The organism is Caballeronia sp. GAWG1-1 (assembly GCF_023631465.1).
Taxonomy (GTDB): domain Bacteria; phylum Pseudomonadota; class Gammaproteobacteria; order Burkholderiales; family Burkholderiaceae; genus Caballeronia.
Genome location: NZ_JALQDB010000020.1, coordinates 16,195 through 41,274 on the forward strand (window position 1 = coordinate 16,195; position 25,080 = coordinate 41,274).

Below are 25,080 nucleotides of genomic sequence, written 5' to 3' on the forward strand. Positions count from 1 at the left end.
GCGGCTGCCCTAATTATCCGTTCCTGCCGATGCGCGTTCGAAAGCGTCGAGATACGGCTTGAGCGCCGCGCGCTTCAGCTTGAGCGCGGCCTGATTCACGACGAGGCGCGACGAAATCTGCATGATCTCTTCAACCTCGACCAGATTATTCGCCCGCAGCGTGCCGCCCGAACTGACGAGATCGACGATGGCATCGGCCAGACCGACGAGCGGCGCCAGTTCCATCGAACCGTAAAGCTTGATCAGATCGACGTGCACGCCCTTCGCCGCAAAATGCTCACGCGCGGTTTCCGTATATTTCGTCGCGACACGCAGACGCGCGCCCTGACGCACCGCGTTCGCGTAATCGAAGCCAGCTTTCACGGCCACCGACATCCGGCAGCGCGCAATGTTCAGATCAACCGGCTGATAAAGCCCGCTTCCGCCATGCTCGATCAACACGTCCTTGCCCGCCACGCCGAAATCGGCCGCGCCGTATTCGACGTAGGTAGGAACGTCGGTGGCCCGCACGATGATCACGCGCAAATTCGGATTCGTCGTCGGCAAAATGAGCTTGCGCGAGCTTTCCGGATCTTCCACGACCTCCACGCCGGCAGCGGCGAGCAGCGGCACCGTCTCCTCGAAGATACGCCCTTTCGACAGCGCGAGCGTCAGCGGCGCATTGGCGGCAAGCGAGGACGACGTCTGCGGCAACGAACTCATTGTTCGCTCCCGCTGCCCTTGATACGGCTCACCCGCGCGCCGACCGCCGTCAGCTTCGACTCCATGCGGTCGTAGCCGCGATCCAGGTGATAGATGCGGTCGATGAGCGTTTCGCCATCGGCGCACATTGCCGCGATCACGAGACTTGCCGACGCGCGCAGATCGGTCGCCATGACCTTCGCGCCCGACAGCATGTCCACGCCCGAGACGAGCGCCGTGTTGCCGTCGATGGTAATTCTCGCGCCAAGCCGGTTCAGTTCCTGCACGTGCATGAAGCGGTTTTCGAAGATCGTCTCGACGACTTGCGACGTGCCCTTGGCAATAGTGTTCAGCGCCATGAATTGCGCCTGCATGTCAGTGGGGAACGCCGGATATTCGGACGTGCGGATGTTGACCGCTTCGGGGCGCTTGTTCATGCGCACGCGCATCCAGTCGTCGCCTTCCTCGATGCTCACGCCCGCTTCGCGCAGCTTGGCGGTGACGGCATCGAGCAGCGACGGCGTGACGTTGCGCAGAGTGACATCGCCGCCCGCGGCCGCGACCGCGCACAGGAACGTGCCCGCTTCGATACGGTCCGGCACCACGCTATGCTTCGCGCCGTGCAGCTTCTCGACGCCCTCGATGACGAGCCGATCCGTGCCGATGCCATCGATCTTCGCGCCCATCTTCACGAGCAAATGCGCGAGGTCGGTAACTTCCGGCTCGCGCGCGGCATTTTCGATGACCGTCTCGCCGTCCGCGAGCACTGCCGCCATCAGCAGATTTTCGGTGCCGGTGACGGTAATCATGTCGGTGACGATGCGCGCGCCCTTCAGACGCTTCGCGCGCGCTTCGATGAAGCCATGCTCGATATTGATCTCGGCGCCCATCGCCTGCAGACCCTTGATGTGCTGATCGACCGGACGCGCGCCGATTGCGCAGCCGCCGGGCAACGATACCTTCGCCTCGCCGAAGCGCGCGACGAGCGGACCGAGCACGAGGATCGACGCGCGCATGGTCTTGACCATTTCGTACGGCGCGACGAGGTTGTCCACTTTCGATGCGTTGAGCGTCACGCGGCCATCGCTCGACGCTTCGGAGTGCACGCCCATCTGGCGCAGCAATTTGAGCTTCGTGCGCGTGTCCTGCAAATTCGGCACATTCGACAGATGGACGTCGTCGGCCGTGAGAAGGCTTGCGCACAGAATCGGCAGAGCCGCGTTCTTCGCGCCCGATACGGTGATTTCGCCGGAGAGCTTCGCGCCCCCCGTGATGACCAGTTTATCCATGATGACGTGTCCTTCGACCGAGCGTCCTGCTGCGGAGCCGCTTTCGGCGCCGCGGTTGTCTTGAATGATTCGCACTGTTTCCTGCCGGTGTTGCCGGGTGTTACGGGATGTTGCGTGTTGCGTATTGCTACGAATGTCGCGTATTTACGCGGCTTTGAATTCGTCGGGCGTGAGCGTCTTCATGCTGAGCGCGTGAATTTCTTCGCGCATGCGCTCGCCAAGCGCCGCATAGACCAGTTGATGCCGCGCGATCAGCCGCTTGCCGACGAACGCGTCGCTCACGATGGTCGCGAAGAAGTGCTGGCCATCGCCTTCGACTTCGAGATGCTGGCAGGCGAGGCCGCCAGCGATGTAGTCCTTCACTTGCTCGGGAGTCGGCAACATGAAAGTCTCCTAAAGAATTAGTGACGCAGCTTGAAGCCGCTCGCGAGCAGACGCACGGCAATGAGCGCGAGCACGGCCAAGAATGCAGCGACGATACCCATGCTCACCAGCGGATTCACGTCCGAAAGACCGAAAAAGCCGTAGCGAAAACCGTCGATCATGTAGAAGAACGGATTCAGATGCGACACCGCGCGCCAAACCGGCGGCAACGTATGCGTCGAATAGAACACGCCGGAAAGAAACGTGAGCGGCATGATCAGGAAGTTCTGAAACGCGGCCAACTGGTCGAACTTGTCTGCCCAGATGCCGGCAATCAAACCCAACGTACCGAGGATTGCCGAACCGAGGATCGCGAACGCAATGATGTAGAACGGCGCGGAAAAAGACATCGGGACGAACCATATCGTCACGACGAAAACGCCAAGCCCGACACAAAGTCCACGCGCTACCGATGCCAAGACATACGCAAAGAACATTTCCCAATGCGCAATGGGCGGCAACAGCACGAACACGAGATTGCCTGTGATCTTCGATTGAATCAGCGACGACGAGCTATTCGCAAACGCGTTCTGCAAAACGCTCATCATCACGAGGCCGGGCACGAGAAAGCTTGTATAACCAACGCCAGCATAAACCTGTACGTGCCCGGAAAGCGCGTGACCGAAGATGGTCAGATACAGCAACGCCGTGACGACCGGCGCGAGCACCGTTTGAAACGATACCTTCCAGAAGCGCAAAAGCTCCTTGTAGAACAACGTCTGAAAGCCGCTCATGAAAGTCCCTCGACCACGTCGGGTTCGTTCATGACTTGCACGAACACGTCTTCGAGATCGGCTTTGCGAACCTCGATTTCATCCAGCGCGCAACCGGCCGCGCGGCACTTCGCGAGAATCGGCTCGACATCGTCGTAGCTCGAAAGGCGCAGCAGATGCTGCATGCCGGACACCGCGTGCGGATCGACTTCCAGCGGACGCAGTTCCACGGGCAGCGAGCCGCTCGAAAAGCGCAGATAAAGTTGCAGACCGGAAAAGCGTTGCAGAAGCGTGCTCGTGCGCTCGAGCGCCACGACTTCACCACGGCGAAGCATGGCGAGACGATCACATAGCGCCTCGGCTTCTTCGAGGTAATGCGTGGTCAGCACGATGGTGTGCCCTTCGCGATTCAATCGCGAGATGAACTTCCAGAGCGTCTGACGAAGTTCGACATCGACGCCCGCCGTGGGCTCGTCGAGCACGATCACCGGCGGCCGATGCACCAGCGCCTGCGCCACCAGCACGCGTCGCTTCATGCCGCCCGAGAGCGCGCGCGTGTTGACGTCCGCTTTCTCGGTGAGATCGAGATTGGCCATGATTTCGTCGATCCAGTCGTCGTTCTTGCGCAAACCGAAATAGCCCGACTGAATTCGCAAAGCCTCGCGCACGGTGAAGAACGGATCGAACACCAGTTCTTGCGGCACCACGCCAAGCGCACGGCGCGCCGCGCGGAAGTCGCTCACGACATCGTGGCCGCGCACGGACACCGTGCCGCTATCGGCGCGCGCGAGTCCGGCAAGGATGCTGATCAGCGTGGTCTTGCCGGCGCCGTTGGGGCCGAGCAAGCCGAAGAATTCGCCCTCTTCAACCGTGAGGCTCACGCCTTTGAGCGCCTGAAGCTGCTTGTAGCGCTTTCTGACGTTTCGGATTTCTATGGCTGACATTGACAGTGCGCGTGCCTCGTGTGGCCGCGCCTCGATTGTGCGGATAACGCTTGACGGACCCGGGCTCGATCGAAAAATTGCCGGGTGCGGGCCCGAAAAAGCATTTGATTATAGGGCAAACCGGATGGAGCCGACTTCGGAGCGATCCTGATCGCGGCAACGCAAGCCTGGTTGCCGCACCTGATATGGCGTCAGGACAGGATCAATGTCGGAAGGAGAGCAGCGTGTCGACGCCGTAAGCTTGCGCGAGACTGGCAAGCTTGGAAGGAACATTCACGACGCCAAGCGCCGTGCCGCGCTCGGTGGCGGCGCGCTGCCATGCAAGCAGCACGGCGAGCGCGGATGAATCGAAATGCGTGAGCGGCGCGCAGTCGACTTCGGTTGCACCCGCCGCGATACGCGACAAACCCGCGTCGAGCGCAGCCTTCGCGCTTTTGTGGGTCAGCGTGGCGGCCGTCTGGAAGCGGCCGCCCGCGACTTGCGCATTTGCCTGCGTGCTCACGATGCCTTGCCGTTCGCGAGTTGCTGATTACGCTGCGTGAGGAATTGCAGCAAGCCAGCCACGCCATTCTGCGAAATCTGCTCGTTGAACTGTTGCTGATACGCCTGGATCAGCCATGCGCCGAGCACGTTGATGTCGTACACGCGCCAGCCTTGCGGCGTTTTGTACAGGCGGTAGTCGAGTTCGATCGGCGAGCCGTTGTTCATCACGACCGAGCGGACCACGACATCCGTGTCCTCCGGCGACGCGCGGAATGGCTTGTACTGCACCGTCTGGTTACGAACCTGAGCGAGCGCGCCCGAATACGTGCGAATGAGCAGCATCTTGAACTGCTCGACGATTTGCTTTTGTTGCTCGGGCGTTGCCGTGTTCCAGTTGCGCCCCATCACGAGACGCGTGGTACGTGTGAAGTCCGTGTACGGCAGGATCTTTTGATTGACGAGTTCAGTGATGCGCTGGATGTCGCCCGACTGAATCTTGCTGTCGGACTTGATGTCGTCGAGCACTTGTTGCGTGACGGTCTTGATCATCACGTCGGGCGCGCTCGAGTCGACGGATTGCGCCGACGCCGCGCCGCAGAACGCGATCAGCATGGCGAAGATGGGAAGCAAAAAGATTTTTTTCATCGCAGATCCTGCAAAAAAAGGGGCTTGAGTTTGAGCGCGCTGGCTAGAACGAGTTCAGACCGCGCGCCTGTCAAACTGTAAAAAATGCTGCCAAGTATTTTACCGGCCGTTAGCGCCAGTCCGCTCAACGCAAGCGGAACGAAGGGAATCCAGGCGCGCGCGGCGGAACGTACTGATGTCCCGGAACCGTGTTGTTGCCCGTGTCGCTCGCTGCGCGCGGCGCGCCAGCGGCTCCAGAAGCAGGCGTCGCGCCCGATGCCGCTTCGGACGGAACCGCCGTGGCCGAAGCGCCCGCCGGAGTCGCGGCTTCCGCGCCTTCCGCATCGTAGTTTGGAAGCGGCGCTTCGCTGTAATCGGGCGAGGTGCCTTCGCCACCGGTAATCAGATATTGCCGCCGCTGCAGGTATGCGTTACGAACGAAAGAGTATTTGTCGAGCGCGGCATCCGAAAGAATGTCGGATGCATCCAGCAGGTTCGCGCGTGTGTTCACGAGATTTACGCCGTACAAGGCCCAGCTAACGGAATCCGGCTGCACGTAACTCAGCGGATTACCGAAATAATCGACCGCGAGGCCGCCGGTATCGCGCACGGTGCTTGGTCCAAGGAGCGGCAGCACGACGTACGGGCCAGGCGGCACGCCGTAGTGGCCGAGCGTGAGACCGAAGTCGCCCGAATGCTTCGGCAGCTTGGCGACGGTCGCCACGTCGAACAGACCGCCCACGCCGAACACCGTGTTGATCGCGACGCGCATGATGTCAGACACGCCATCCGCGATTCTCAGTTGCAGAAGATTGTTCGCCGCGATGTAGACATCGCCGATATTCGAGAAGAAGTTCGTGACGCTGTTGCGCACGGGTTCTGGGACGGCCCAGACGTAAGCCTGCGCCACCGGCTTGAACGCGTATTGATCGACCTTGTCGTTGATCGTGAACATCGTCCGGTTGTAGCTCTCGAAGGGATCGCCCTTGGTCGGAGTGGTCACTGTCGCGCACCCGCCGAACATGCCCACCGTTGCCGCTAGAACGATTGCGCGCCGCATCCCTGTCGAGTGCATGTTGTTTCTCCTTATTGAGCCGTACCCGAGGCTGCGCTCGCGCCCATCGCGCTTGCCGCACCCGGAAATGCCGGTGCGGGAGCTGCCGTTGCCGCCGGCGCCGCCGAGGATTTCGACGCGCCGGAATCCGCTGCCTTGTTATAGAGGAACTGTCCGATCAGATTTTCCAGCACCACGGCGGACTGCGTCATCGTGATGGTGTCGCCATTCTTGAGCATCTGATCGTCGCCGCCCGGCTCCAAGCCGATGTACTGCTCGCCGAGCAGACCGGAAGTCAGAATCTTGGCGGACGAATCTTTCGGAAATTGATATTGCTTGTCGATGTCGATGGCGACCACCGCCTGATACGTGTTTCCATCGAAACTGATCGAGCCGACGCGCCCGACCGTCACGCCCGCGCTCTTGACCGGCGCGCGCGCTTTAAGGCCGCCGATGTTGTCGAACTTGAGCTTCACCGCGTAGGTCTGCTGGAACGACAGCGAACTCATGTTGCCCGCCTTCAGCGCAAGGAACAGCAGCGCCACGAAACCGAGCACCACGAAGAGGCCGACCCAAAAGTCGAGAGCAGTCTTTTTCATCGTCTTCCCAAAGAGAATCTTGTCGCAGAGCGCGTGTGAGGTCTGTGCCCTTCACAACGCCCACGCCCTCGCGGGCGTTTTGCATTTGGTTCATTAGCTGGACATCAGCTGAACATCAACGCGGTCAGCAGGAAATCGAGGCCGAGCACCGCGAGCGACGCGTACACGACCGTCTTCGTGGTCGCGCGCGACACGCCTTCCGGCGTAGGCCGTGCTTCGTAGCCCTGGAACAACGCGATGAACGTCACCGCGAAGCCGAACACGATGCTCTTGATGACGCCATTGCCGACATCGCGCCACACGTCCACGCCGCCTTGCATCTGCGACCAGAACGCGCCGGAATCCACGCCGATCAGCAACACGCCGACCACATACCCGCCGATTATGCCGACCGCGCTGAAAATGGCCGCCAGCACGGGCATGGCGATGATGCCCGCCCACATGCGCGGCGCGACCACCACTTTCATGGGATCGACGGCCATCATTTCCATTGCCGTGAGTTGTTCGCCCGCCTTCATCAAACCGATCTCGGCAGTCAGCGACGTACCCGCGCGGCCGGCGAACAACAGCGCCGTGACGACCGGCCCGAGCTCGCGCACGAGCGAGAGCGCGACCAGCAGTCCGAGCGCCTGCTCCGAACCATAGCGGTTCAGTGTGTAATAACCCTGCAGCCCGAGTACGAAGCCGACGAACAGGCCCGACACCGCGATAATGACAAGCGAATAATTGCCGACGAAGTGAATTTGCTTCGTGACGAGACGCGGCCGCCGCAAAAGCGGGAAGAATTCGAGTACGAGGCGCAACAGCATGCGCATTGCATAACCGGCGGTTCCGAAACCGTCGAGCACCCAGCGTCCGAGTGCGCTGATCATGCTTTCCCTCCGATGCCGAAATCCGCCGCGAGCGGTTGGCTCGCGTAATGAAACTTGAAGGGACCGTCCGGCGTGCCGTCGATGAACTGACGCACGGTCGGGTCTTCCGACGCGCGTAATTGCTCCGGCGTGCCTTCCGCGTGAATGCCGCCGTTCGCGACGAAGTACACGTAGTCCGCAATGGCGAACGACTCGGGCACATCGTGCGAAACGAGAATGGACGTGGCGCCGAGAGCGTCGTTGAGCGTGCGGATGAGTTGCGCGGTTATGCCGAGCGAGATGGGATCGAGACCGGCGAACGGCTCGTCGTACATCATCAGTTCGGGATCGAGCGCGATGGCGCGGGCAAGCGCGACGCGGCGCGCCATGCCGCCGGAAATCTCCGACGGCGCGAGATCGCGCGCGCCACGCAGGCCGACCGCGTTGAGCTTCATCAGGACGAGATCGCGGATGAGCTCTTCCGGCAGATCCGTGTGTTCCCGCAGCGGAAACGCGACGTTCTCGAACACGGTCTGGTCGGTGAACAGCGCGCCGAATTGAAACAGCATGCCCATCCGGCGGCGCAGCGCGTAAAGACCGTCGCGCGATTGCGTGCCGACGTCCTTGCCCGCGAACAGCACCTGACCGCGGCTGGCTTTCACCAGCCCGCCGATCAACCGTAAGGTTGTCGTCTTGCCGCAGCCGGAGCCACCCATGACCGCAACCACCTGACCACGCGTGAAACGCATGTTCAGGTTCGAGAGAACGGGCCGATTACCGTAACCGAAATCGACGTCGCGAAGCTCTAGCAGGGGCTCGGGGAAAGCTGGCACGAGTTAAGAAATTCCTTGGACGCAAGAGGCCGAATTATAGGGCCTGCGCGCAATCGGTGCTTTACCTACGCTCTACCCGATATGATTTTCAGAACATTTACCCTTGATTTGCAAAGCTTTGTTGTAGCGACTCGACGGCGGCTTCGGTGTCCGCCGCTTCTGTCACGGCACGCACGACAGCAGCGCTTCCTACGCTGGTCGCCAGCACCTCGGGCAATACCTTGCCGTCGATACCGCCGATCGCGACGAGCGGCACGCGTCCTTTCAGAAGTTTTACGTAGCGTGTAAGCCGCGCCAGGCCTTGCGGCTTGGTAGGCATGACTTTCGTCGTGGTGGGAAACACCGCGCCGAGCGCGAGATAGCTCGGCCGGAAGTGCAGCGCGCGAAGCATCTCGTAATAGCCGTGCGTCGAAAGTCCGAGGCGCAAGCCGGCTTGCGCGATTGCCTGCAGATCGGCGGTTTCGACATCTTCCTGACCGAGATGCACGCCGTAAGCGCGTGCGGCGATCGCTTCGCGCCAGTGATCGTTGATGAAAAGCTGCGCCTGATGCCGCTGCCCCGCCACGACCGAACGCTCGATTTCGCCGTGAAGGTCCGCTGCGTCGGTGGTCTTGCGGCGCAACTGCGCCGTGCGCACGCCGAGGTCCAGCACGCGTTCGACCCAATTCGCGCTCGGCAAGACGGGGTAAAGACCGAGCTTGTCCGGGCAAGCGGGAAAAGCAGGTTCCGGCGCGGGTGGAAGATCGCCGACGCGCGGGAACGTGTCGAAGTCGCTTGGCCACGCGTCTTCTTTCTGTTCGTCGCCGGCGCGCCAAGCCATTGCCAGGACGAGCGCATCGTGCGGTTCGAAATTGCAGTCGAGGAACGCCGCCAGCGCGGCCAGCCAGTCGTCGGAACGCTCGCCTTCGAGAACATGGCGCGCGCCTGCATGCAGCAATATCACGCGACGTTCGTACGCTTCCAGCACCGTCGCATTGTCCGCGGCGTACGGCTCGTTGACGACGAGCAGATCCTGCGCACTTGGCGTATCCGGCACGGTCAGGCAGATGCGCCAGCGCGTTGGCGGCGCGGGCCACTCGCCGAGCCGCGCGCGGATACGTTCGGCGACTTCGATCAACTCATCCGCCGGCGGCCAGAGAACTTCGTGTCCGAGCAAGCTCATGCAGCACCTCCGTCCTGATGCCAGAACGGCATGCCAACGACCGGCGTGCTGGCCTGCGCGCTGTCGCGCTCGGCCATCGGACCGGCGAGAAACGCCGTGCGCCCGGCGTCGACACCCAGCGCGAACGCGCGCGCCATCTGCGACGGAAAGGTCGCCTGCGACACGGCGGTGTTCAAGAGCACGCCGTCGAAACCCCACTCCATCACCTGGCACGCATGCGAGGGCACGCCGAGGCCTGCATCGACGATCAGCGGCACGTCTGGCAGCCGCTCGCGCAACGTGCGCAGACCGTAGGGGTTGGTCACGCCCTTGCCGGTGCCGATGGGCGCGCCCCAGGGCATCAACGCCTCGCAGCCGGCATCGAGGAGACGGCGGCCGATCACGAGATCCTCGGTGCAATAAGGCAGCACCTTGAAGCCGTCGCGCACGAGCTTGCCCGCCGCTTCGACGAGGCCGATCGGGTCGGGCTGCAACGTGTAGTCGTCGCCGATCAGTTCCAGCTTGATCCACGGCGTGTCGAAAACCTCGCGCGCCATGTAGGCGGTGGTCAGCACTTCATCGACGCTCTGGCAGCCCGCCGTGTTCGGCAGCAGCGCGACGCCGTGACGCTTGAGGACATCGAAAAAACCGGCCTCGCCAGTCTCGGACTGACGGCGCAGCGCGACGGTCACCATGCCGGGCCGCGCGGCATCGATGGAATCCGAAAGCGATTGCAGCGACGGATAACGCGATGTGCCGAGCAGCACACGGCTCGGGAACGTCTGGCCGTAGAGCGTGAGGCTATGGGCGGCGGTGTGTGAGGTCATGATTCGATCCTTCGGATTCGGTGGATTCAGCCGCCCGCGACGGGCGACACGACGTCGAGCTTGTCGCCGGCTCGAAGCGTCTTCGTGCCGTGCTCGCCGCGCGCGACAAACTGCCCGTTGAGCGCGACCGCGAACGGCGGTTTGGCGCCGAATGCGGCGAGCGCGTCGGTGACGGTGGCGGCATCGGTCAGACTGAATTCGCGCTGATTGATGTGGATGTTCATGGCTTTGACTTTCGATGACTAGAGCGCGGCCGCGATGGCCGGTTCGCTATGCAGAAGTTCGGACCAGCGCGCGCCGCCGCGATAATCCGCGAACGATGCGGCGTCCGCGACGGTTCCGCCGGCGATGGCTTGGGCGAGTGCGCAGGCGGCATCGGCGACTTCCGGCGCGATCATGAAGCCGTGCCGATACAGGCCGTTCACGCGCACGGTCCGCGCCCCGTCCCAGACGATGGCCGGCCGATGATCCGGCAGCGTCGGCCGACACTGAGAATTGAGTTCGAGGATGCGCGCCTCGCCGAAACCCGGATGCACCGCGAACGCCGCACTCATCAGTTCCAGCGCCGAGCGCACGCTCACGGGCGACATGTCCTCGCCTTCGACTTCGGTCGCGCCGATCACGTAAAGATCGTCCTCTTTCGGCGCGATATACAGCGGATAACGCGGATGCAGCAGCCGCACCGGCCGCGACAACCCGATGCCCGGCGCATGCACGCGCGCCACTTCCCCGCGAATACCACGCAACGCGGGCCACGCAGTTTTGCCGCCCAGCCCACGGCAATCGATGATCCAGCGCGCGTCGGGCATGGCATCGACCGGAGAATTCCAGTGCGTGCGCACGCCGCGCGCCGTAAGTCCGGCCGCGAGCGCTCGAAGCGCCTGACGATTGTCGAGTTGACCTTCGTGCGGCAGCAGCCAGCCTTGCGCGAAACGCGTGCCGAGCGCGGGTTCCGCTTGCGCGACTTCCGCGCCCGCGAGCTTGACGAAGCCGCCATCGAGCAAGCTTGCAGGCGCGTTGGCGCGCAACCTGCGTTCGAATAGCGGCGCTTCCGCGCGATCCGCGCCGTGCCAGACGACGAGCGTGCCGTTGCGCTGAAAGTAAACCGGCTCGGGCAACTCGGCGATGAGACCCGGCCAGCGTTCCAGCGACGCCGCGCCGAGTTCGACGACGAGCGGCTCCGCACTCGTCGCCTCGGCGAGCGGTGCGAGCATCGCGGCGGCCACCCACGCAGCCGACTGCGTGCCCGCCTCGTCGCCGCGCTCGTATAGCGCGACGCCGTGGCCCGCGCCCGCGAGTTGCCACGCCACGAGCCGCCCGACGAGTCCTCCGCCGATGACGGCGAAGTCTGGCCGGCGCGCGGCGGGCTGATCGATCGTGTTCACTTTTCCAATGTCTCCTGTCGATCGAAACGAGGCTGGGCGCCGCTCCGGTCTTATCCACGACTGATAACGCCGTGCAGCAAACGCACGAACGCGAAGACAAAACTTGCAGAGGAGAGACCGGCCCGGCAGCGGCAACGCAAACAACGCGCGCCAGGCGGAAAAGAAAGATGATGGAAGAACCTGGAGGAAAGGCGCGACGGCCGCGCGTTCTCCGGAAACTTCCCTCGCCGGTATTACCCGGATCGGGTGCAAAGGGTCTCTCTCAGCCTCGCCGCGCCAGCACACCGATAATTCGATGACATCGCGCGCGAAGCACCCCTGTTTCGTCGAAGATCATTAGACCATGAAAGCCAAAGCCGCTGCAAACCGGGATTCCCCGCCTTTGGTCGCCTCAGTCGGCACTCTGGCACAATGCCGCGAGCATGGTTCTCCGCATGGTTGTGCGAATGAGCACGGAATTAAGCGGCAGTTAAGGGAACCTCTGAACAATCTGCGGGACAGGAAAGAGGCTGCGCGTGCGAGTATCGCGGCGCGGTGCGTCCATTCGTAACTCGGACCGGCATATCATCAGGAAGGTCATGGCCAATTCTCAACCGGAAAACACGCAGCAACAAGCCGACACGGTCTCTGCGTGGAGCCTCATCAAGCCCTACTGGGTCTCGGAGGAGCGCGGCTTCGCATGGGGTCTGCTCGTTGCCATCATCGCGATCAACATGACGGTCGTATGGATCAACGTGCGGCTCAACAGCTGGAGCGCGGCGTTCTACAACGCGCTGCAGAACAAGAACGTCCACGACTTTCCGCACCTGCTGCTGGTCTTCACCGGCCTCGCCTTCGCGTACATTCTGCTCGCGGTTTATGGGAGGTATCTGCGGCAGATGCTCGGCTTCCGCTGGCGCCAGTGGCTGACCAACAAGTATCTCGAACAGTGGTTCGGCGACCGCGCTTTTTACCGCATAGAACGCGACCGTCTCGCCGATAACCCCGACCAGCGGATCAGCGACGACCTGCAATCCTTCGCGACCACCACGCTGTCTCTGTCGCTCGATCTGCTTTCCACGCTCGTCACGCTCGTCACGTTCATCACCATTTTGTGGACGCTCGCGGGCGCGCTGACCATCACGGCATTCGGCACGCCGCTCGTCATTCCCGGCTACATGGTCTGGGCGGCGGCGCTTTACGCGATCATCGGCTCGGTCATCATTCAGAAGGTCGGGCATCCGCTGGTGTCGATCAACTACCAGCAACAGAAGGTCGAGGCTGATTTCCGCTTCGGGCTGATTCGCGTGCGCGAGAATGCCGAGCAGATCGCGTTTTACGATGGCATCGCCACCGAGACGGCCAACGCGAAGACCATTTTCCAGCGCATTCGCGACAACTGGTGGATGATCATGAAGTACACGAAGCGCATGACCTTCGTGCTTAGTTTCTACGGACAGATCGCCATCATCTTCCCGATCATGGTTGCCGCGCCGCGCTACTTCGCGGGCGCGTTCTCGTTCGGCGTCTTGATGCAGATTTCATCGGCGTTCGGCACGGTCAGCGATTCGTTCTCCTGGTTCATCAACAGTTACTCGACCTTGGTCGAATGGCGCGCCACGGTGAATCGTCTGCGCGAATTCAAGCGTGTGATGCGCTCGACGCATATCCGCGAGGAAACGTCGCCGGCAACGGCGCATGGCGGTATCAACCTGCATTACACGAGCACGAAAGCGCTGACGACCAAGGGGCTTGCGCTCGCGTTGCCGAATGGCACGCCGCTTTCGCGCGTGGGCGACGTGACGATAGAACCGGGATCGCGCTGGCTGATAGTCGGGCCGTCGGGCGCGGGCAAGAGCACGCTGATGCGGGCGCTGGCGGGACTTTGGCCGTTCGGCGACGGTAGTATCGACGCACCCGTCGACGCGAAGATGCTGTTTATCCCGCAAGTGAGCTATCTGCCGATCGGCACGCTGCGCGCGGCGTTGAGCTATCCGTCGCCGGGTGGCACCTTCACCGACGAGGAATCGCGCGAGGCGCTGCGTCTGTGCAATCTGGCCGAGTATGGCGACCGCCTGGAAGAAAGTGCGCACTGGGCGCGCAGCTTGTCGCCGGGCGAGCAACAGCGTCTTGCCGCCGCGCGCGTGCTGCTGCACAAGCCCGACTTCCTGTTCCTCGACGAAGCCACCAGCGCCCTCGATGCGGATAACGAACTGCATATCTACAACACGCTCGTCGAACGTTTGCCGAAGGCGGCGATTTTGAGCGTTGCGCACCGGGAGTCGGTGGCGCTGTTCCATGATTATCGGATCGAGATAGAGAGGACGATGGCGGAGGCTTGATTCCGTCTCTTGCTGAATGAAGAACCGCATCCGCGAGCAATTGTGGGTGCGGTTTTTTTTTGGTGGCATAACCCCCGCCAACAAAAAAGGGCGAACCCAAAACGGCCCACCCTTTTCTCCCATCAACCCCGCTCTCTTATCGCGGCAATTCGCTACTGCCCATCAAATACGCGTCCACCGACCGCGCGCACTGACGCCCTTCGCGAATCGCCCACACCACGAGCGACTGACCGCGCCGCATATCGCCCGCGGTGAACACCTTGTCCACCGACGTGTAATACGCCTTGTCACCTTCGGTCGAGGCGCGCACGTTACCGCGCGCGTCCTTGTCGACGCCAAACGCATCCAGCACCGGCGAAGCCGGCTGCGTGAAGCCCATGGCGAGCAGCACGAGGTCGGCCTTCAGCTCGAACTCGCTGTTCGGCACTTCCTGCATCTTGCCGTTCTTCCACTCGACGCGCACCGCGATCAGCTTCTCGACCTTGCCGTTCTTGCCTTCGAAACGCTTCGTCGCAACCGACCAGTCACGCTCGCAACCCTCTTCATGCGACGACGACGTACGCAGCTTGATCGGCCAGTACGGCCACACGAGCGGCTTGTTCTCTTCCTCGGGCGGCTGCGCGAGCAGTTCGAACTGCACCACGCCCTTAGCGCCATGCCGGTTCGAGGTGCCGACGCAATCCGAACCCGTGTCGCCCCCGCCGATCACGACAACATGCTTGCCCTTCGCGACCAGTTGCTCCGCGAGCTTGTCGCCTGCGTTGACCTTGTTCTGCTGCGGCAGGAATTCCATCGCGTAATAGATGCCTTCCAGCTCGCGCCCCGGCACCGGCAGATCGCGCGGCGTTTCCGAACCGCCCGCCACCACGACCGCATCGAACTGTTCTTTCAGTTCGTCCGGCGTGATGGTTTCCTTGGCCGTATTGCCGATGTGCCCCGGCAGCGCGTCCTTGCCGATGAACACGTTGGTGCGGAACGACACGCCTTCCGCTTCCATCTGGCGCATGCGGCGGTCGATCAGCCACTTCTCCAGCTTGAAGTCGGGAATGCCATAACGCAGCAAACCACCAATGCGATCGTTCTTTTCGAACACGACCACGTCGTGACCGGCGCGTCCCAGTTGCTGCGCGACCGCGAGCCCGGCGGGACCGGAGCCGACCACCGCAACCTTCTTGCCGGTCTTGTGCTTGGGCGGCTGCGGCGCGACCCAGCCTTCGGTCCACGCCTTGTCGATGATCGCGTGCTCGATCGACTTGATGCCCACCGGATCGTCATTGATGCCGAGCGTGCAAGCCGACTCGCACGGCGCCGGACAAATGCGTCCCGTGAACTCGGGAAAGTTGTTGGTCGAATGCAGCACTTCGATCGCGCTCTTCCAGTCCTGACGGAACACGAGATCGTTGAAGTCCGGAATGATGTTGTTCACCGGACAACCGTTGTTGCAAAACGGAATGCCGCAGTCCATGCAGCGTGCGCCCTGAACCTTGGCGTCTTCATCGGTCAGCGCGGCGACGAATTCCTTGTAATGCTTGACGCGGGTCAGCGGTGCTTCGTACGCCTCGTGGCGGCGTTCGAACTCGAGAAAACCGGTTGCCTTGCCCATGTGGTTCTCTTCTTTCTCTGTATTTGGTGAGGAACTCGCTCTCCGGCGTACCGGAGAGCTCTTCTATAGTGAGACCGCTCAGGCCGCGAGTGCGTCCTTTGCCTTCTTCGCGCCGATCTCGCCGAGCGCGCGCTTGTAGTCGGTCGGGAACACCTTCACGAACTGACGGCGCGACGCATCCCAGTTTTCGAGCAGCGCCTTGGCACGCGGCGATCCGGTGAACTGGAAGTGACGCTCGATCAAACCCTTGAGCAGCGCTTCGTCGGTCTTGCCGGCATGCCACAGCGCGCGATCCACCGTGCGCTCCTGTTCGGCCTGTTGCAGCACCGGATCGAGGGCCACCATGGTCTTGTTGCACTTGGCGCCGAACGTGCCGTCCGGATCGAACACGAACGCGACGCCGCCCGACATGCCCGCCGCGAAGTTACGGCCCGTCTCGCCGAGCACGACCACCGTGCCGCCCGTCATGTATTCGCAGCCGTGATCGCCCGTGCCTTCGACGACTGCCGTCGCGCCCGAGTTACGCACGCAGAAGCGCTCGCCCGCGACGCCACGGAAGTACGACTCGCCTTCGATAGCGCCGTACATCACCGTGTTGCCGCAGATGATGTTCTCCTCGGACTTGCCACGGAAGTCGTTGGTCGGGCGAATGATGATGCGCCCGCCCGACATGCCCTTGCCGACATAGTCGTTACCGTCGCCGACGAGGTCGAGTGTCACGCCCTTGGCGAGGAACGCGCCGAAGCTCTGACCCGCCGTGCCCTTCAACTGGATATGGATGGAGTCGTCGGGCAAACCGTCGTGGCCGTACTTCTTCGCGATCAACCCGGACAGCATGGCGCCGACCGTGCGGTTCACGTTGCGCACCGGCTGGATGAACGAAACGTGCTCGCCCTTCTCGATCGCCGCCTTCGACTTCTCGATCAACACGTGATCGAGCGCCTTGTCCAGACCGTGGTCCTGCACATCGACGTGCTTGCGCGCGACTTCCGCGCCCACCGGCACTTGATAGAACACGCGCGAAAAGTCGAGACCCTTCGCCTTCCAGTGCTCGACGCCCTTCTTCGTGTCGAGCAATTCGGCGTGGCCGATCAGATCCTCGAACTTGCGGATACCCAGTTGCGCCATGATCTCGCGCACTTCTTCCGCAATGAAGAAGAAGAAGTTGACGACGTGTTCCGGCTGGCCAGTGAACTTTGCGCGCAGCACCGGATCTTGCGTCGCGACGCCGACCGGGCACGTGTTCAGATGGCACTTGCGCATCATGATGCAGCCTTCGACGACGAGCGGCGCCGTCGCGAAGCCGAATTCATCCGCGCCGAGCAGCGCGCCGATCACGACATCGCGGCCGGTCTTCATCTGGCCGTCGGCCTGCACGCGGATACGGCCGCGCAGACGGTTCAGCACCAACGTCTGCTGCGTTTCGGCGAGACCGAGTTCCCACGGCGTGCCCGCGTGCTTGAGCGACGACAAGGGCGATGCACCCGTGCCGCCATCATGGCCCGCGATCACGACGTGATCCGCCTTTGCCTTCGCCACACCCGCAGCGATGGTGCCGACGCCCACTTCGGACACCAGTTTCACCGAAATGCTCGCCGCGGAATTCACGTTCTTGAGATCGTGAATGAGCTGCGCCAAGTCTTCGATCGAATAGATATCGTGGTGCGGCGGCGGTGAAATGAGACCGACGCCCGGCACCGAGTAACGCAGCTTGCCGATATAGTCGGAAACCTTGTGGCCCGGCAGTTGACCGCCTTCGCCCGGCTTCGCGCCTTGCGCCATCTTGATTTGAATTTGATCCGCCGACGACAGATATTCCGCCGTCACGCCGAAGCGGCCCGATGCAACCTGCTTGATCTTCGAGCGCAGCGAATCGCCGTCTTTCAACGCGACGTCGGTGACGATTTCATCGCCGATCAGGGACTTGAGCGTGTCGCCGGTCTTGATCGGAATGCCGCGCAGTTCGTTCCGGTAGCGCTTCTCGTCCTCGCCGCCTTCGCCCGTGTTCGACTTGCCGCCGATACGGTTCATGGCGACCGCGAGCGTGGCGTGCGCTTCCGTGCTGATGGAGCCGAGCGACATCGCGCCTGTCGCAAAACGCTTCACGATGTCCTTCGCCGGCTCCACTTCGTCTAGCGGAATGGCCTTCGACGGGTCGAGCTTGAACTCGAAGAGACCACGGAACGTCATGTGACGCTTCGTCTGGTCGTTGATCAGATGCGCGTATTCCTTGTACGTCTGATACGAGTTGCTGCGCGCCGAGTGTTGCAGCTTGGCGATGGCATCCGGCGTCCACATATGCTCTTCGCCGCGCACGCGATAAGCGTATTCGCCGCCCGCATCGAGCATGTTCGCGAGAACCGGGTTGTCGCCGAAGGCATCGCGATGCAGGCGAATGGCTTCTTCCGCCACGTCGAAGATGCCGATGCCGCCGACCTTGGACGCCGTGCCACGGAAATACTTCTCCACGAGCTCGGAGGACAAGCCGACCGCTTCGAAAATCTGTGCGCCGGTGTAGGACATGTAAGTGGAAATGCCCATCTTCGACATGACCTTGTACAAGCCCTTGCCGACCGCCTTCGTGAAGTTGTAGATGACTTTCTCGGCCGACAGATCGCCCTTGAAGCCTTCCGCCATGTTGGCGAGCGTTTCCAGCGCGAGGTACGGGTGAACGGCTTCCGCGCCGTACGCCGCGAGCAGCGCGAAGTGATGCGTCTCGCGCGCCGACCCGGTTTCGACGACGAGACCCGTGCTCGTGCGCAGACCATGCTGCACGAGATGCGAGTGGATGGCTGACGTGGCGAGCAGCGCCGGAATCGCGACATTGTCGCGGTCCATTTTGCGGTCGGACACGATCAGCATGTTGTAACCGGACTTCACGGCATCGACGGCTTCGGCGCACAACGACGCAATGCATGCTTCCACGCCTTCCTTGCCCCAAGCCACCGGATAGCAGATGTTCAGTTCGTACGAGCTGAACTTGCCGCCGGTGTATTTGTCGATGGCGCGAATCTTCGCGATGTCTTTGAAGTCGAGCACGGGCTGCGACACTTCGAGACGCATCGTCGGGTTGATGTTGGTCGTGTCGAGCAGATTCGGCTTAGGACCGACGAACGAGACCAGCGACATCACCATGTTCTCGCGGATCGGATCGATCGGCGGGTTGGTCACTTGCGCGAACAACTGCTTGAAGTAGTGATAGAGCGTCTTGTTCTTGCCGGACATGACCGCGAGCGGCGAGTCGTTGCCCATCGAGCCCACGGCCTCTTCACCCGACTGCGCCATGGGCGCCATCAGAAACTTGAGGTCTTCCTGCGTATAGCCGAACGCCTGCTGACGGTCGAGCAGCGCGGCGGCTTCGCGACGCTGCGTTTCGACGTCTTCCGCCTTCGGCTCGATTTCGTCGAGCTTGATACGCACGGCGTCGATCCAGCTCTTGTACGGCTTCGCGTTCGCGAGGTTGTCCTTGAGCTCCTTGTCCTCGATGATGCGGCCTTGTTCCATGTCGATCAGGAACATCTTGCCCGGCTGCAGACGCCACTTCTTGACGATCTTCGATTCCGGGATAGGCAGCACGCCCGATTCCGACGCGAGGATCACGAGGTCGTCGTCGGTGATGAGATAGCGCGCCGGACGCAGGCCGTTACGGTCGAGCGTGGCGCCGATCTGGCGGCCGTCCGTGAACGCGATGGCGGCGGGACCGTCCCACGGCTCCATCATCGCTGCGTGATACTCGTAGAACGCGCGGCGGTTGTCGTCCATGAGCGTGTGCTGTTCCCATGCCTCGGGAATCATCATCATCATGGCGTGGACGAGCGGATAGCCCGCCATCACGAGAAGTTCGAGGCAGTTGTCGAACGAAGCCGTGTCCGACTGGCCGGGATAAATCAGCGGCCAGAGTTTGGGCAGATCGTCGCCGAGCACGTAGGAGGCGATCGCGCCGGTGCGCGCGTTCAGCCAGTTGACGTTGCCCTTCACGGTGTTGATTTCACCGTTGTGCGCAATCATGCGATACGGGTGAGCCAGTTCCCACGCCGGGAACGTGTTGGTCGAGAAGCGCTGGTGCACGAGCGCGAGCGCCGAGACCACGCGCTCGTCCTGCAGGTCGCGGTAATACACGCCGACCTGACCGGCCAGAAGCAGGCCCTTGTAGACGACCGTGCGCGACGACATGGACGGCACGAAGTATTCCTTGCCGTGCTTGAGCTTGAGCGCCTGAATGCGGTGGCTCGCCGTCTTGCGGATGATGTAGAGCTTCCGCTCGAGCGCATCCGTCACGACGATGTCCTTGCCGCGCCCGATGAAGATCATGCGGATGAGCGGCTCACTCGCTTTCACGGTCGGAGAAATAGGCATGTTGCCGTCGACCGGGACGTCGCGCCAGCCGAGCACGACCTGGCCTTCCGCCTTCACCGTGCGTTCCAGTTCCTGTTCGCACGCGAGCCGCGAAGCATGTTCCTTCGGCAGGAAGATCATGCCGACGCCGTATTCGCCGGCAGGCGGCAAAGTCACGCCTTGCTTGGCCATCTCTTCGCGATAGAAGCCGTCCGGAACCTGAATCAGAATGCCCGCGCCGTCGCCCATGAGCGGATCGGCGCCGACGGCGCCACGGTGATCGAGATTCTCGAGGATCTTGAGACCCTGCTGAATGATCTCGTGGCTCTTTTTCCCCTTGATATGGGCGACGAAACCGACGCCGCAGGCGTCATGTTCGTTGGCAGGGTCATACATGCCCTGCGCGGCGGGAGGCGAACCGACTGCCGGTTGCTGATGATCGTTCATGGGGACACCGTCTCTACTGTGAGGGGCCGACTCGGCCGTTGAACCATTTTTTATGTCGCCCGCGGCGTTTATTTCAACTTGGAAGCCGCGAAGCCGGTCGTGCAACGGGCGCGCTGTGCCGCAAAAACCGCCGCAAATCGAAATATACGCGACCAATCAAAGAGATGGCAAATAAAATATGACGATGCGTCACTAATTATCGATATGGTGCACGTATGCCCCAAAATATTGGTTCCATATCGGTATTGGGCAAAAAGAAACGGCGCGCCCGAATCTTCGTGCCGCCGTCCTGTTGAAGCGTCGTTATCCGCGATGCCCGTGGTTATTGAGATTGAGGCGTCTCGCGCACTTTACGCGGCCGTCCGCGCGGCAATGGCGACACGCGCCGGTTCGCCGCACGCGATGCCCAATCGCGGTACGCATCGCTGCCGAGCACCCAGCCTTTCAGTGTGGCTTGCAGGAGACGATTAGCCTCACGCTCGTCGAGCGGCTGATCGCACAACTCCTTGTAGGCATGCTGGCGTTCGAACGGCGTGTTGCCGAGCGACCAGAAAAGCGGATGATCGGTGATCAGTCCGTCGAGCGTCAGCCCGATATGGTGCCGAAAACTCGACCACTTGTAGTCCTGCGGCGCGGCAACCAGACCCGCGCGAACCGGCGCGGTTTCAACCACGCGCGTGGCAAGCAGGAAATAACGTTCACCCTCGATGACCGTTGCGCGATATCGCCCTTCCCACAACGTCCCGCGCCGCGTGTAACGGCGATTGAAATGCGCCACGTAACGACGCCCGACTGCCTGCATCGCCTTGGGGAGGCTCGATTCGTCGCGCGGCGTGACAAGCAGATGCACCGCCTGCGGCATCAACGCATATGCATGAATGGAAAGATGATGATCACGTGATGCAGTTCTCAAGCAGTCGATGAAAAGCTCGTAGTCCTGGTCGTCGACGAAGGCAGGTTGCTGGTCGAGACCGCGCAGGATGACATGCTGCGGCTGATCGGGAACATAAAGTCGTGCAAGCCGTGCCATTCTGGATATTCCATTGGTCGCGTTTGTGTTACCCCAATCGGGGACCTTGTGGAGATGTTGAGGCAGCGTGGACGAAACACATGCAAATGCCATGCAACACGATTCCAACGCCGCACACGTCTTAGGGAAAATGCTCTACGGCGACGCTATGGTTACTTTGAAATCTTATGCTCATAATGAGCGTGCTTTTCTGGAGGAGCACAAATTGAAAATAAAACAAGTCATGGTGGGAGCAGCGGCATTTGCGTGTGTAGCCAGCGCGGCGCACGCACAGTCGGCGGGTTCCTTCTACGCAACCGCTGGCTGGTTTCACTTCGCCCCGCAAGACAGCAGCGGCCCGCTCAAAGAGACAAGTGTAGGCGGATCTCCCGTCAATATCGACGTACAGGGCACGGGCGCTGGCATTTCAAGCGCGGATACGGCAGGCTTCACGCTTGGTTACTTTGCCACCGACCACATTGCGGCGGAATTCGAAATGGGCATTCCGCCCTCCTTCGACCTCGAAGGCACAGGCTCGTTCTCGCAATACGGCAAGCTCGGCAGCGCGAAACAATGGAGCCCAACGCTGCTTTTCAAATACTTCTTTAATGCTCCTCAAGCGAAGTTTCGTCCGTTCGTCGGCATTGGCGTAACGCGCACCTGGTTCACCGACGCCAAGATCACGAACTCATCGTTCGAAGGCAACGTCCTGCATGGTCCGACCTCCGTCGACACGGATAGTTCGTGGGCGCCGGTGTTCAACGTGGGCGCCGTCTATAACTTCACGGAGCATTGGTTCGCGGGTTTTTCCGTGTCGTTCATTCCGTTGAAGGCAACGGCGACTTTGAACTCGCAAGCGCAGACGCCGGTTGGCACGTTGAACGTGCAGTCGAAAGCGAAGATCACGTTGAATCCCATCGTGACTTATTTGCGTGTCGGCTATCGTTTCTAAGAACGCTGGATTAACCACGGCGTTCCCGAAATTTTATTTGCGGGCATGCAAATAAAAGCGCCGCCATGCATGAAGCGTGGCGGCATTTGATTTTACCGGCTCTTGTAAATGTGACCCGCGCATTTGCGGAGCTTGCGCATTTATTACGCTGTCGCAACGCCGTTCACCGACAGTCTTGCTGGTGACACGACCGTGCGCGCCCATGGGCATCGAATTTGCTGCATCATCGATTTCCCGCTCTTCGCGAGCGGTGTGGTCATCCATCCACGATTCATCCATCGACGGAGCGATCTATGAACGCATTGCCTAACACGCGAGACGCCATCGGAGATTCCTGGAGCAGCACCAACCGCCGTGCGCGCCGTATGGCGCGTCATGGCCGTGATGCCGCCGAGGACATCAGCGGCGAGTTGCGCGCGCTGCTTTCCGATCTCGAAGAAACGCTGTCGAACGGCGCATCGGCCGATGCCGCCATCTTGCGCAAGCAAATCAGTTCGCAACTGGACGGCGCACGTTCCCGTCTGAACGACACGCACGCCGCGCTCCGACAACGCGCCGGCGCTGCTCTAGACGACGCCGACGCGTATCTGCACGAAAAGCCCTGGCAGACGATTGCACTCGTCGGCGGCCTGGCGCTTGTCGCGGGCGTTTTGCTGGCCCGCGCTCGCTGACCGAACGAGCGGCGCCAGTATCAATGGCGCCGCGCGCGTCGTTCAACTTCCCGCAAGAAAATCCGCACCAATGATATCGATGCGATCGGTGCAGATCGCATCGACTCCCCATTGGGCGAGCAACTTCACGCGCTCAGGTTCATTCGGTGTATAGGCAAGTACGCGCAAGCCCGCGTCCCTGATTTCGCGAACGAGTGCTTCGCTCAAGTGCCGGTGACTCGCATGCAGCGACACGCATGAGAGTGCCGACGTCTGTTCGCGCCAGTCGACCGGAACTTCCTCGTACAGCATGCCGCGAGGAAGCTCTGGTGCCGCGTCGCGCGCGGCTTCCAGCGCCTCGTAAGAAAACGACGACAACAACGGCGCCGGTTCCGCACTCGCCCACAAGCGCGCCGCCTCACGCGCGACAAGCTCACCCGTCTCGACCTCGCGTCCGGGACACGGCTTGATTTCCACGTTTGCCGCCATGTCGAGTTCCGTGCAACGCGCGTGTACTTCAGCGAGCGTCGGCATATGCGCGCCCGCGAATGGCTTGCCGAACCACGAGCCCGCATCGAGTGCACGGATTTGCGCGTAAGTCATCGAGCGCGCGGGTCCATGACCGTTCGACGTGCGATCGACGTCATCGTCGTGCAGCAGAAAAACCACATTGTCGGCCGAGAGCTTTGCATCGAATTCGATCATGCGCAGACCGCGCCGCGCGCCTTCGTCGATGCCTTCGAGCGTGTTCTCGGGCGCGAGCTTGCCGCCGCCGCGATGCGCGACGATTGCGGGATAAGGCCAGGTTCTCATCGCGGATACTCCCTTCAGTTGACGCGCCGACCGCTCGCCGGATCGAAGAAATGCAGTTGTTGCGGCGGCACGGACACCGCCAGCTTTTCGCCACGCTGCGGCCGGTGCGTATGCGGCAAACGCGCCGCCACGTCGTGCTTGCCCCACTTGCCGTGCGCGAGATTGTCGGCGCCGAGCAGCTCGGTGGAATCGACATCGAGCGTCGCGCTCGCCGCGCCGACGATGCCCGGTGTCATATGCTCGGGACGAAGGCCGATGATCCACTCGCGGCCGTGCATCGTGCCGTTCAAACCGGCAGCGCCCGCAACCGGCAGCTTCGGTCCGCCGTCCGCCACCTCGAACGTCGAGCCGTTTTCCGACAAGCGCCCTTCGAGCAGATTCATCGCGGGCGAGCCGATGAAGCTCGCGACGAACACCGTCGCCGGCCGCTCGTAGACTTCGGTCGGCGCGCCGATCTGCTCGGCGTGTCCCTTGTTCATGACGATGACGCGTTGCGCGAGCGTCATCGCTTCGATCTGGTCGTGCGTAACGTAAAGGCTCGTGGTTGCGAGTCGCGCGTGAAGGCGTTGAATCTCGAGGCGCATTTGCACGCGCAGTTTGGCGTCGAGATTCGAGAGCGGTTCGTCGAAGAGGAACACGGCCGGTTCGCGCACGATCGCGCGGCCCATGGCAACGCGCTGACGCTGCCCACCCGACAGTTCGCGCGGCTTGCGCGCGAGCAGCGGTTCGAGTTCGAGAATGCGCGCCGCATTCGCCACCCGGCTCTCGATAGTCGCGCGATCCGCGCCGCCGATTTTGAGCGCGTAAGCCATGTTCTGCGCGACGCTCATATGCGGATAGAGCGCGTAGTTCTGGAACACCATCGCGATGTCGCGATCCTTTGGCTCCAGCTTGTTGACGACCTTGCCGCCGATCTGGATCTCGCCCTCGGACACGCTTTCGAGCCCCGCGACCATGCGCAGCAACGTCGATTTTCCGCAGCCCGAAGGACCGACCATGACGACGAACTCGCCATCCGCGATTGCCACGTCGATGCCGTGCAGCACGAAGTTCTTGCCGTCGTAGCTTTTCCTGACCGCCTTGAGATTCAACGCAGCCATCGA

Annotated in this window: 24 protein-coding genes and 1 riboswitch; of the genes, 3 read left to right on the forward strand and 21 right to left on the reverse strand. The window is 61.9% G+C overall.

All coding sequences use genetic code 11. The features are described from left to right. Positions 1-9 precede the first annotated feature (9 nt). The 15 genes from hisG to NCT03_RS12615 form a co-directional block, all read right to left on the reverse strand. Positions 10-702 carry an ATP phosphoribosyltransferase gene (gene hisG / locus NCT03_RS12545; protein ID WP_244826376.1) on the reverse strand — a complete coding sequence of 231 codons (693 nt, stop codon included), beginning with the start codon at positions 700-702 and terminating at the stop codon, positions 10-12. Beyond that, positions 699-1,970: a UDP-N-acetylglucosamine 1-carboxyvinyltransferase gene (gene murA / locus NCT03_RS12550; protein ID WP_250465813.1), complete on the reverse strand. Its 1,272-nt coding sequence runs from the start codon at positions 1,968-1,970 to the stop codon at positions 699-701. The genes hisG and murA overlap by 4 nt, the downstream gene beginning before the upstream one ends. A 144-nt stretch (positions 1,971-2,114) precedes the next feature. Continuing rightward, positions 2,115-2,354 carry a BolA family protein gene (locus NCT03_RS12555; protein WP_244826378.1) on the reverse strand — a complete coding sequence of 80 codons (240 nt, stop codon included), beginning with the start codon at positions 2,352-2,354 and terminating at the stop codon, positions 2,115-2,117. Between the two features lie 17 nt (positions 2,355-2,371). After that, a complete protein-coding gene (locus NCT03_RS12560) occupies positions 2,372-3,127 on the reverse strand; it encodes an ABC transporter permease (protein ID WP_244826379.1) in 756 nt (251 codons plus the stop codon). Then, the gene (locus NCT03_RS12565) at positions 3,124-4,050 is read right to left on the reverse strand and encodes an ABC transporter ATP-binding protein (RefSeq protein WP_250465817.1); all 927 of its coding nucleotides are present in this window, start codon (positions 4,048-4,050) and stop codon (positions 3,124-3,126) included. Before NCT03_RS12565 ends, NCT03_RS12560 begins: the two co-directional genes overlap by 4 nt. A gap of 202 nt (positions 4,051-4,252) precedes the next feature. Then, positions 4,253-4,552: an STAS domain-containing protein gene (locus NCT03_RS12570; protein ID WP_250465819.1), complete on the reverse strand. Its 300-nt coding sequence runs from the start codon at positions 4,550-4,552 to the stop codon at positions 4,253-4,255. Continuing rightward, complete coding sequence (locus NCT03_RS12575) at positions 4,549-5,178, reverse strand: MlaC/ttg2D family ABC transporter substrate-binding protein (RefSeq protein WP_244826382.1); 630 nt, start codon at positions 5,176-5,178, stop codon at positions 4,549-4,551. Before NCT03_RS12575 ends, NCT03_RS12570 begins: the two co-directional genes overlap by 4 nt. A gap of 124 nt (positions 5,179-5,302) precedes the next feature. Then, positions 5,303-6,232, reverse strand: coding sequence for an MlaA family lipoprotein (locus tag NCT03_RS12580; protein WP_244826383.1), 930 nt, complete (start codon positions 6,230-6,232; stop codon positions 5,303-5,305). Between the two features lie 11 nt (positions 6,233-6,243). Further along, on the reverse strand, positions 6,244-6,810 hold the full coding sequence (gene mlaD, locus NCT03_RS12585; RefSeq protein ID WP_244826384.1) for an outer membrane lipid asymmetry maintenance protein MlaD: 567 nt from the start codon (positions 6,808-6,810) through the stop codon (positions 6,244-6,246). A 104-nt stretch (positions 6,811-6,914) separates the two neighbouring features. Then, positions 6,915-7,682 carry a lipid asymmetry maintenance ABC transporter permease subunit MlaE gene (gene mlaE, locus NCT03_RS12590; RefSeq protein WP_244826385.1) on the reverse strand — a complete coding sequence of 256 codons (768 nt, stop codon included), beginning with the start codon at positions 7,680-7,682 and terminating at the stop codon, positions 6,915-6,917. Then, positions 7,679-8,494: an ABC transporter ATP-binding protein gene (locus NCT03_RS12595; RefSeq protein WP_244826386.1), complete on the reverse strand. Its 816-nt coding sequence runs from the start codon at positions 8,492-8,494 to the stop codon at positions 7,679-7,681. Before NCT03_RS12595 ends, mlaE begins: the two co-directional genes overlap by 4 nt. Positions 8,495-8,591: 97 nt before the next feature. After that, a complete protein-coding gene (gene thiE / locus NCT03_RS12600; RefSeq protein ID WP_250465823.1) occupies positions 8,592-9,656 on the reverse strand; it encodes a thiamine phosphate synthase in 1,065 nt (354 codons plus the stop codon). Further along, positions 9,653-10,462 carry a thiazole synthase gene (locus tag NCT03_RS12605; protein WP_250465826.1) on the reverse strand — a complete coding sequence of 270 codons (810 nt, stop codon included), beginning with the start codon at positions 10,460-10,462 and terminating at the stop codon, positions 9,653-9,655. Before NCT03_RS12605 ends, thiE begins: the two co-directional genes overlap by 4 nt. A gap of 26 nt (positions 10,463-10,488) precedes the next feature. Next, positions 10,489-10,686, reverse strand: a complete 198-nt coding sequence (gene thiS, locus NCT03_RS12610) for a sulfur carrier protein ThiS (protein ID WP_244826389.1) — start codon at positions 10,684-10,686, stop codon at positions 10,489-10,491. A gap of 18 nt (positions 10,687-10,704) precedes the next feature. After that, positions 10,705-11,847 carry an FAD-dependent oxidoreductase gene (locus NCT03_RS12615; protein WP_250465828.1) on the reverse strand — a complete coding sequence of 381 codons (1,143 nt, stop codon included), beginning with the start codon at positions 11,845-11,847 and terminating at the stop codon, positions 10,705-10,707. A gap of 202 nt (positions 11,848-12,049) precedes the next feature. Next, positions 12,050-12,177, reverse strand: a riboswitch (TPP riboswitch). 248 nt (positions 12,178-12,425) lie between these two features. Between NCT03_RS12615 and NCT03_RS12620 the strand changes: the two genes are divergently transcribed. Beyond that, complete coding sequence (locus NCT03_RS12620) at positions 12,426-14,168, forward strand: ABC transporter ATP-binding protein/permease (protein WP_250465831.1); 1,743 nt, start codon at positions 12,426-12,428, stop codon at positions 14,166-14,168. A 136-nt stretch (positions 14,169-14,304) separates the two neighbouring features. Here the strand turns inward: NCT03_RS12620 and NCT03_RS12625 are convergent, their stop codons facing one another. The 3 genes from NCT03_RS12625 to NCT03_RS12635 all read right to left on the reverse strand — a co-directional run bounded on the left by NCT03_RS12625 (position 14,305) and on the right by NCT03_RS12635 (position 21,583). After that, positions 14,305-15,771: a glutamate synthase subunit beta gene (locus NCT03_RS12625; protein WP_250465834.1), complete on the reverse strand. Its 1,467-nt coding sequence runs from the start codon at positions 15,769-15,771 to the stop codon at positions 14,305-14,307. Between the two features lie 78 nt (positions 15,772-15,849). Continuing rightward, on the reverse strand, positions 15,850-20,553 hold the full coding sequence (locus NCT03_RS12630) for a glutamate synthase-related protein (RefSeq protein ID WP_244826395.1): 4,704 nt from the start codon (positions 20,551-20,553) through the stop codon (positions 15,850-15,852). 322 nt (positions 20,554-20,875) lie between these two features. Further along, positions 20,876-21,583 carry a transposase gene (locus NCT03_RS12635; protein ID WP_244826396.1) on the reverse strand — a complete coding sequence of 236 codons (708 nt, stop codon included), beginning with the start codon at positions 21,581-21,583 and terminating at the stop codon, positions 20,876-20,878. Between the two features lie 223 nt (positions 21,584-21,806). Here NCT03_RS12635 and NCT03_RS12640 point away from each other — a divergent pair, with 223 nt between their 5' ends. After that, positions 21,807-22,514, forward strand: coding sequence for an OmpW/AlkL family protein (locus NCT03_RS12640; protein WP_370652139.1), 708 nt, complete (start codon positions 21,807-21,809; stop codon positions 22,512-22,514). Between the two features lie 33 nt (positions 22,515-22,547). On the opposite strand, the gene NCT03_RS12645 is transcribed toward NCT03_RS12640, so the two are convergent. Beyond that, positions 22,548-22,778: a hypothetical protein gene (locus NCT03_RS12645; protein ID WP_250465837.1), complete on the reverse strand. Its 231-nt coding sequence runs from the start codon at positions 22,776-22,778 to the stop codon at positions 22,548-22,550. 29 nt (positions 22,779-22,807) lie between these two features. Here NCT03_RS12645 and NCT03_RS12650 point away from each other — a divergent pair, with 29 nt between their 5' ends. Further along, positions 22,808-23,185, forward strand: coding sequence for an ElaB/YgaM/YqjD family protein (locus tag NCT03_RS12650; protein ID WP_244826399.1), 378 nt, complete (start codon positions 22,808-22,810; stop codon positions 23,183-23,185). A gap of 42 nt (positions 23,186-23,227) precedes the next feature. Here NCT03_RS12650 and ugpQ read toward each other — a convergent pair whose 3' ends face one another. Then, entirely contained in the window at positions 23,228-23,977 is a 750-nt protein-coding gene (gene ugpQ / locus NCT03_RS12655) for a glycerophosphodiester phosphodiesterase (RefSeq protein ID WP_250465838.1), read from the reverse strand. A gap of 14 nt (positions 23,978-23,991) precedes the next feature. Further along, the gene (locus NCT03_RS12660) at positions 23,992-25,077 is read right to left on the reverse strand and encodes a sn-glycerol-3-phosphate import ATP-binding protein UgpC (RefSeq protein ID WP_250465841.1); all 1,086 of its coding nucleotides are present in this window, start codon (positions 25,075-25,077) and stop codon (positions 23,992-23,994) included. Between the last annotated feature and the right edge of the window lie 3 nt (positions 25,078-25,080).

Bases quoted from the DNA above. Each gene is read 5' to 3' on its own strand.
- NCT03_RS12650 (WP_244826399.1), top strand. From the start codon at position 22,808: ATGAACGCATTGCCTAACACGCGAGACGCCATCGGAGATTCCTGGAGC.
- NCT03_RS12560 (WP_244826379.1), bottom strand. From the start codon at position 3,127: ATGAGCGGCTTTCAGACGTTGTTCTACAAGGAGCTTTTGCGCTTCTGG.
- ugpQ (WP_250465838.1), bottom strand. From the start codon at position 23,977: ATGAGAACCTGGCCTTATCCCGCAATCGTCGCGCATCGCGGCGGCGGC.
- thiS (WP_244826389.1), bottom strand. From the start codon at position 10,686: ATGAACATCCACATCAATCAGCGCGAATTCAGTCTGACCGATGCCGCC.
- NCT03_RS12630 (WP_244826395.1), bottom strand. From the start codon at position 20,553: ATGAACGATCATCAGCAACCGGCAGTCGGTTCGCCTCCCGCCGCGCAG.
- mlaE (WP_244826385.1), bottom strand. From the start codon at position 7,682: ATGATCAGCGCACTCGGACGCTGGGTGCTCGACGGTTTCGGAACCGCC.
- NCT03_RS12625 (WP_250465834.1), bottom strand. From the start codon at position 15,771: ATGGGCAAGGCAACCGGTTTTCTCGAGTTCGAACGCCGCCACGAGGCG.
- NCT03_RS12575 (WP_244826382.1), bottom strand. From the start codon at position 5,178: ATGAAAAAAATCTTTTTGCTTCCCATCTTCGCCATGCTGATCGCGTTC.
- NCT03_RS12605 (WP_250465826.1), bottom strand. From the start codon at position 10,462: ATGACCTCACACACCGCCGCCCATAGCCTCACGCTCTACGGCCAGACG.
- thiE (WP_250465823.1), bottom strand. From the start codon at position 9,656: ATGAGCTTGCTCGGACACGAAGTTCTCTGGCCGCCGGCGGATGAGTTG.
- NCT03_RS12635 (WP_244826396.1), bottom strand. From the start codon at position 21,583: ATGGCACGGCTTGCACGACTTTATGTTCCCGATCAGCCGCAGCATGTC.
- NCT03_RS12660 (WP_250465841.1), bottom strand. From the start codon at position 25,077: ATGGCTGCGTTGAATCTCAAGGCGGTCAGGAAAAGCTACGACGGCAAG.
- NCT03_RS12555 (WP_244826378.1), bottom strand. From the start codon at position 2,354: ATGTTGCCGACTCCCGAGCAAGTGAAGGACTACATCGCTGGCGGCCTC.
- NCT03_RS12640 (WP_370652139.1), top strand. From the start codon at position 21,807: ATGGTGGGAGCAGCGGCATTTGCGTGTGTAGCCAGCGCGGCGCACGCA.
- NCT03_RS12620 (WP_250465831.1), top strand. From the start codon at position 12,426: ATGGCCAATTCTCAACCGGAAAACACGCAGCAACAAGCCGACACGGTC.
- NCT03_RS12645 (WP_250465837.1), bottom strand. From the start codon at position 22,778: ATGGATGACCACACCGCTCGCGAAGAGCGGGAAATCGATGATGCAGCA.
- hisG (WP_244826376.1), bottom strand. From the start codon at position 702: ATGAGTTCGTTGCCGCAGACGTCGTCCTCGCTTGCCGCCAATGCGCCG.
- murA (WP_250465813.1), bottom strand. From the start codon at position 1,970: ATGGATAAACTGGTCATCACGGGGGGCGCGAAGCTCTCCGGCGAAATC.
- NCT03_RS12580 (WP_244826383.1), bottom strand. From the start codon at position 6,232: ATGCACTCGACAGGGATGCGGCGCGCAATCGTTCTAGCGGCAACGGTG.
- mlaD (WP_244826384.1), bottom strand. From the start codon at position 6,810: ATGAAAAAGACTGCTCTCGACTTTTGGGTCGGCCTCTTCGTGGTGCTC.
- NCT03_RS12565 (WP_250465817.1), bottom strand. From the start codon at position 4,050: ATGTCAGCCATAGAAATCCGAAACGTCAGAAAGCGCTACAAGCAGCTT.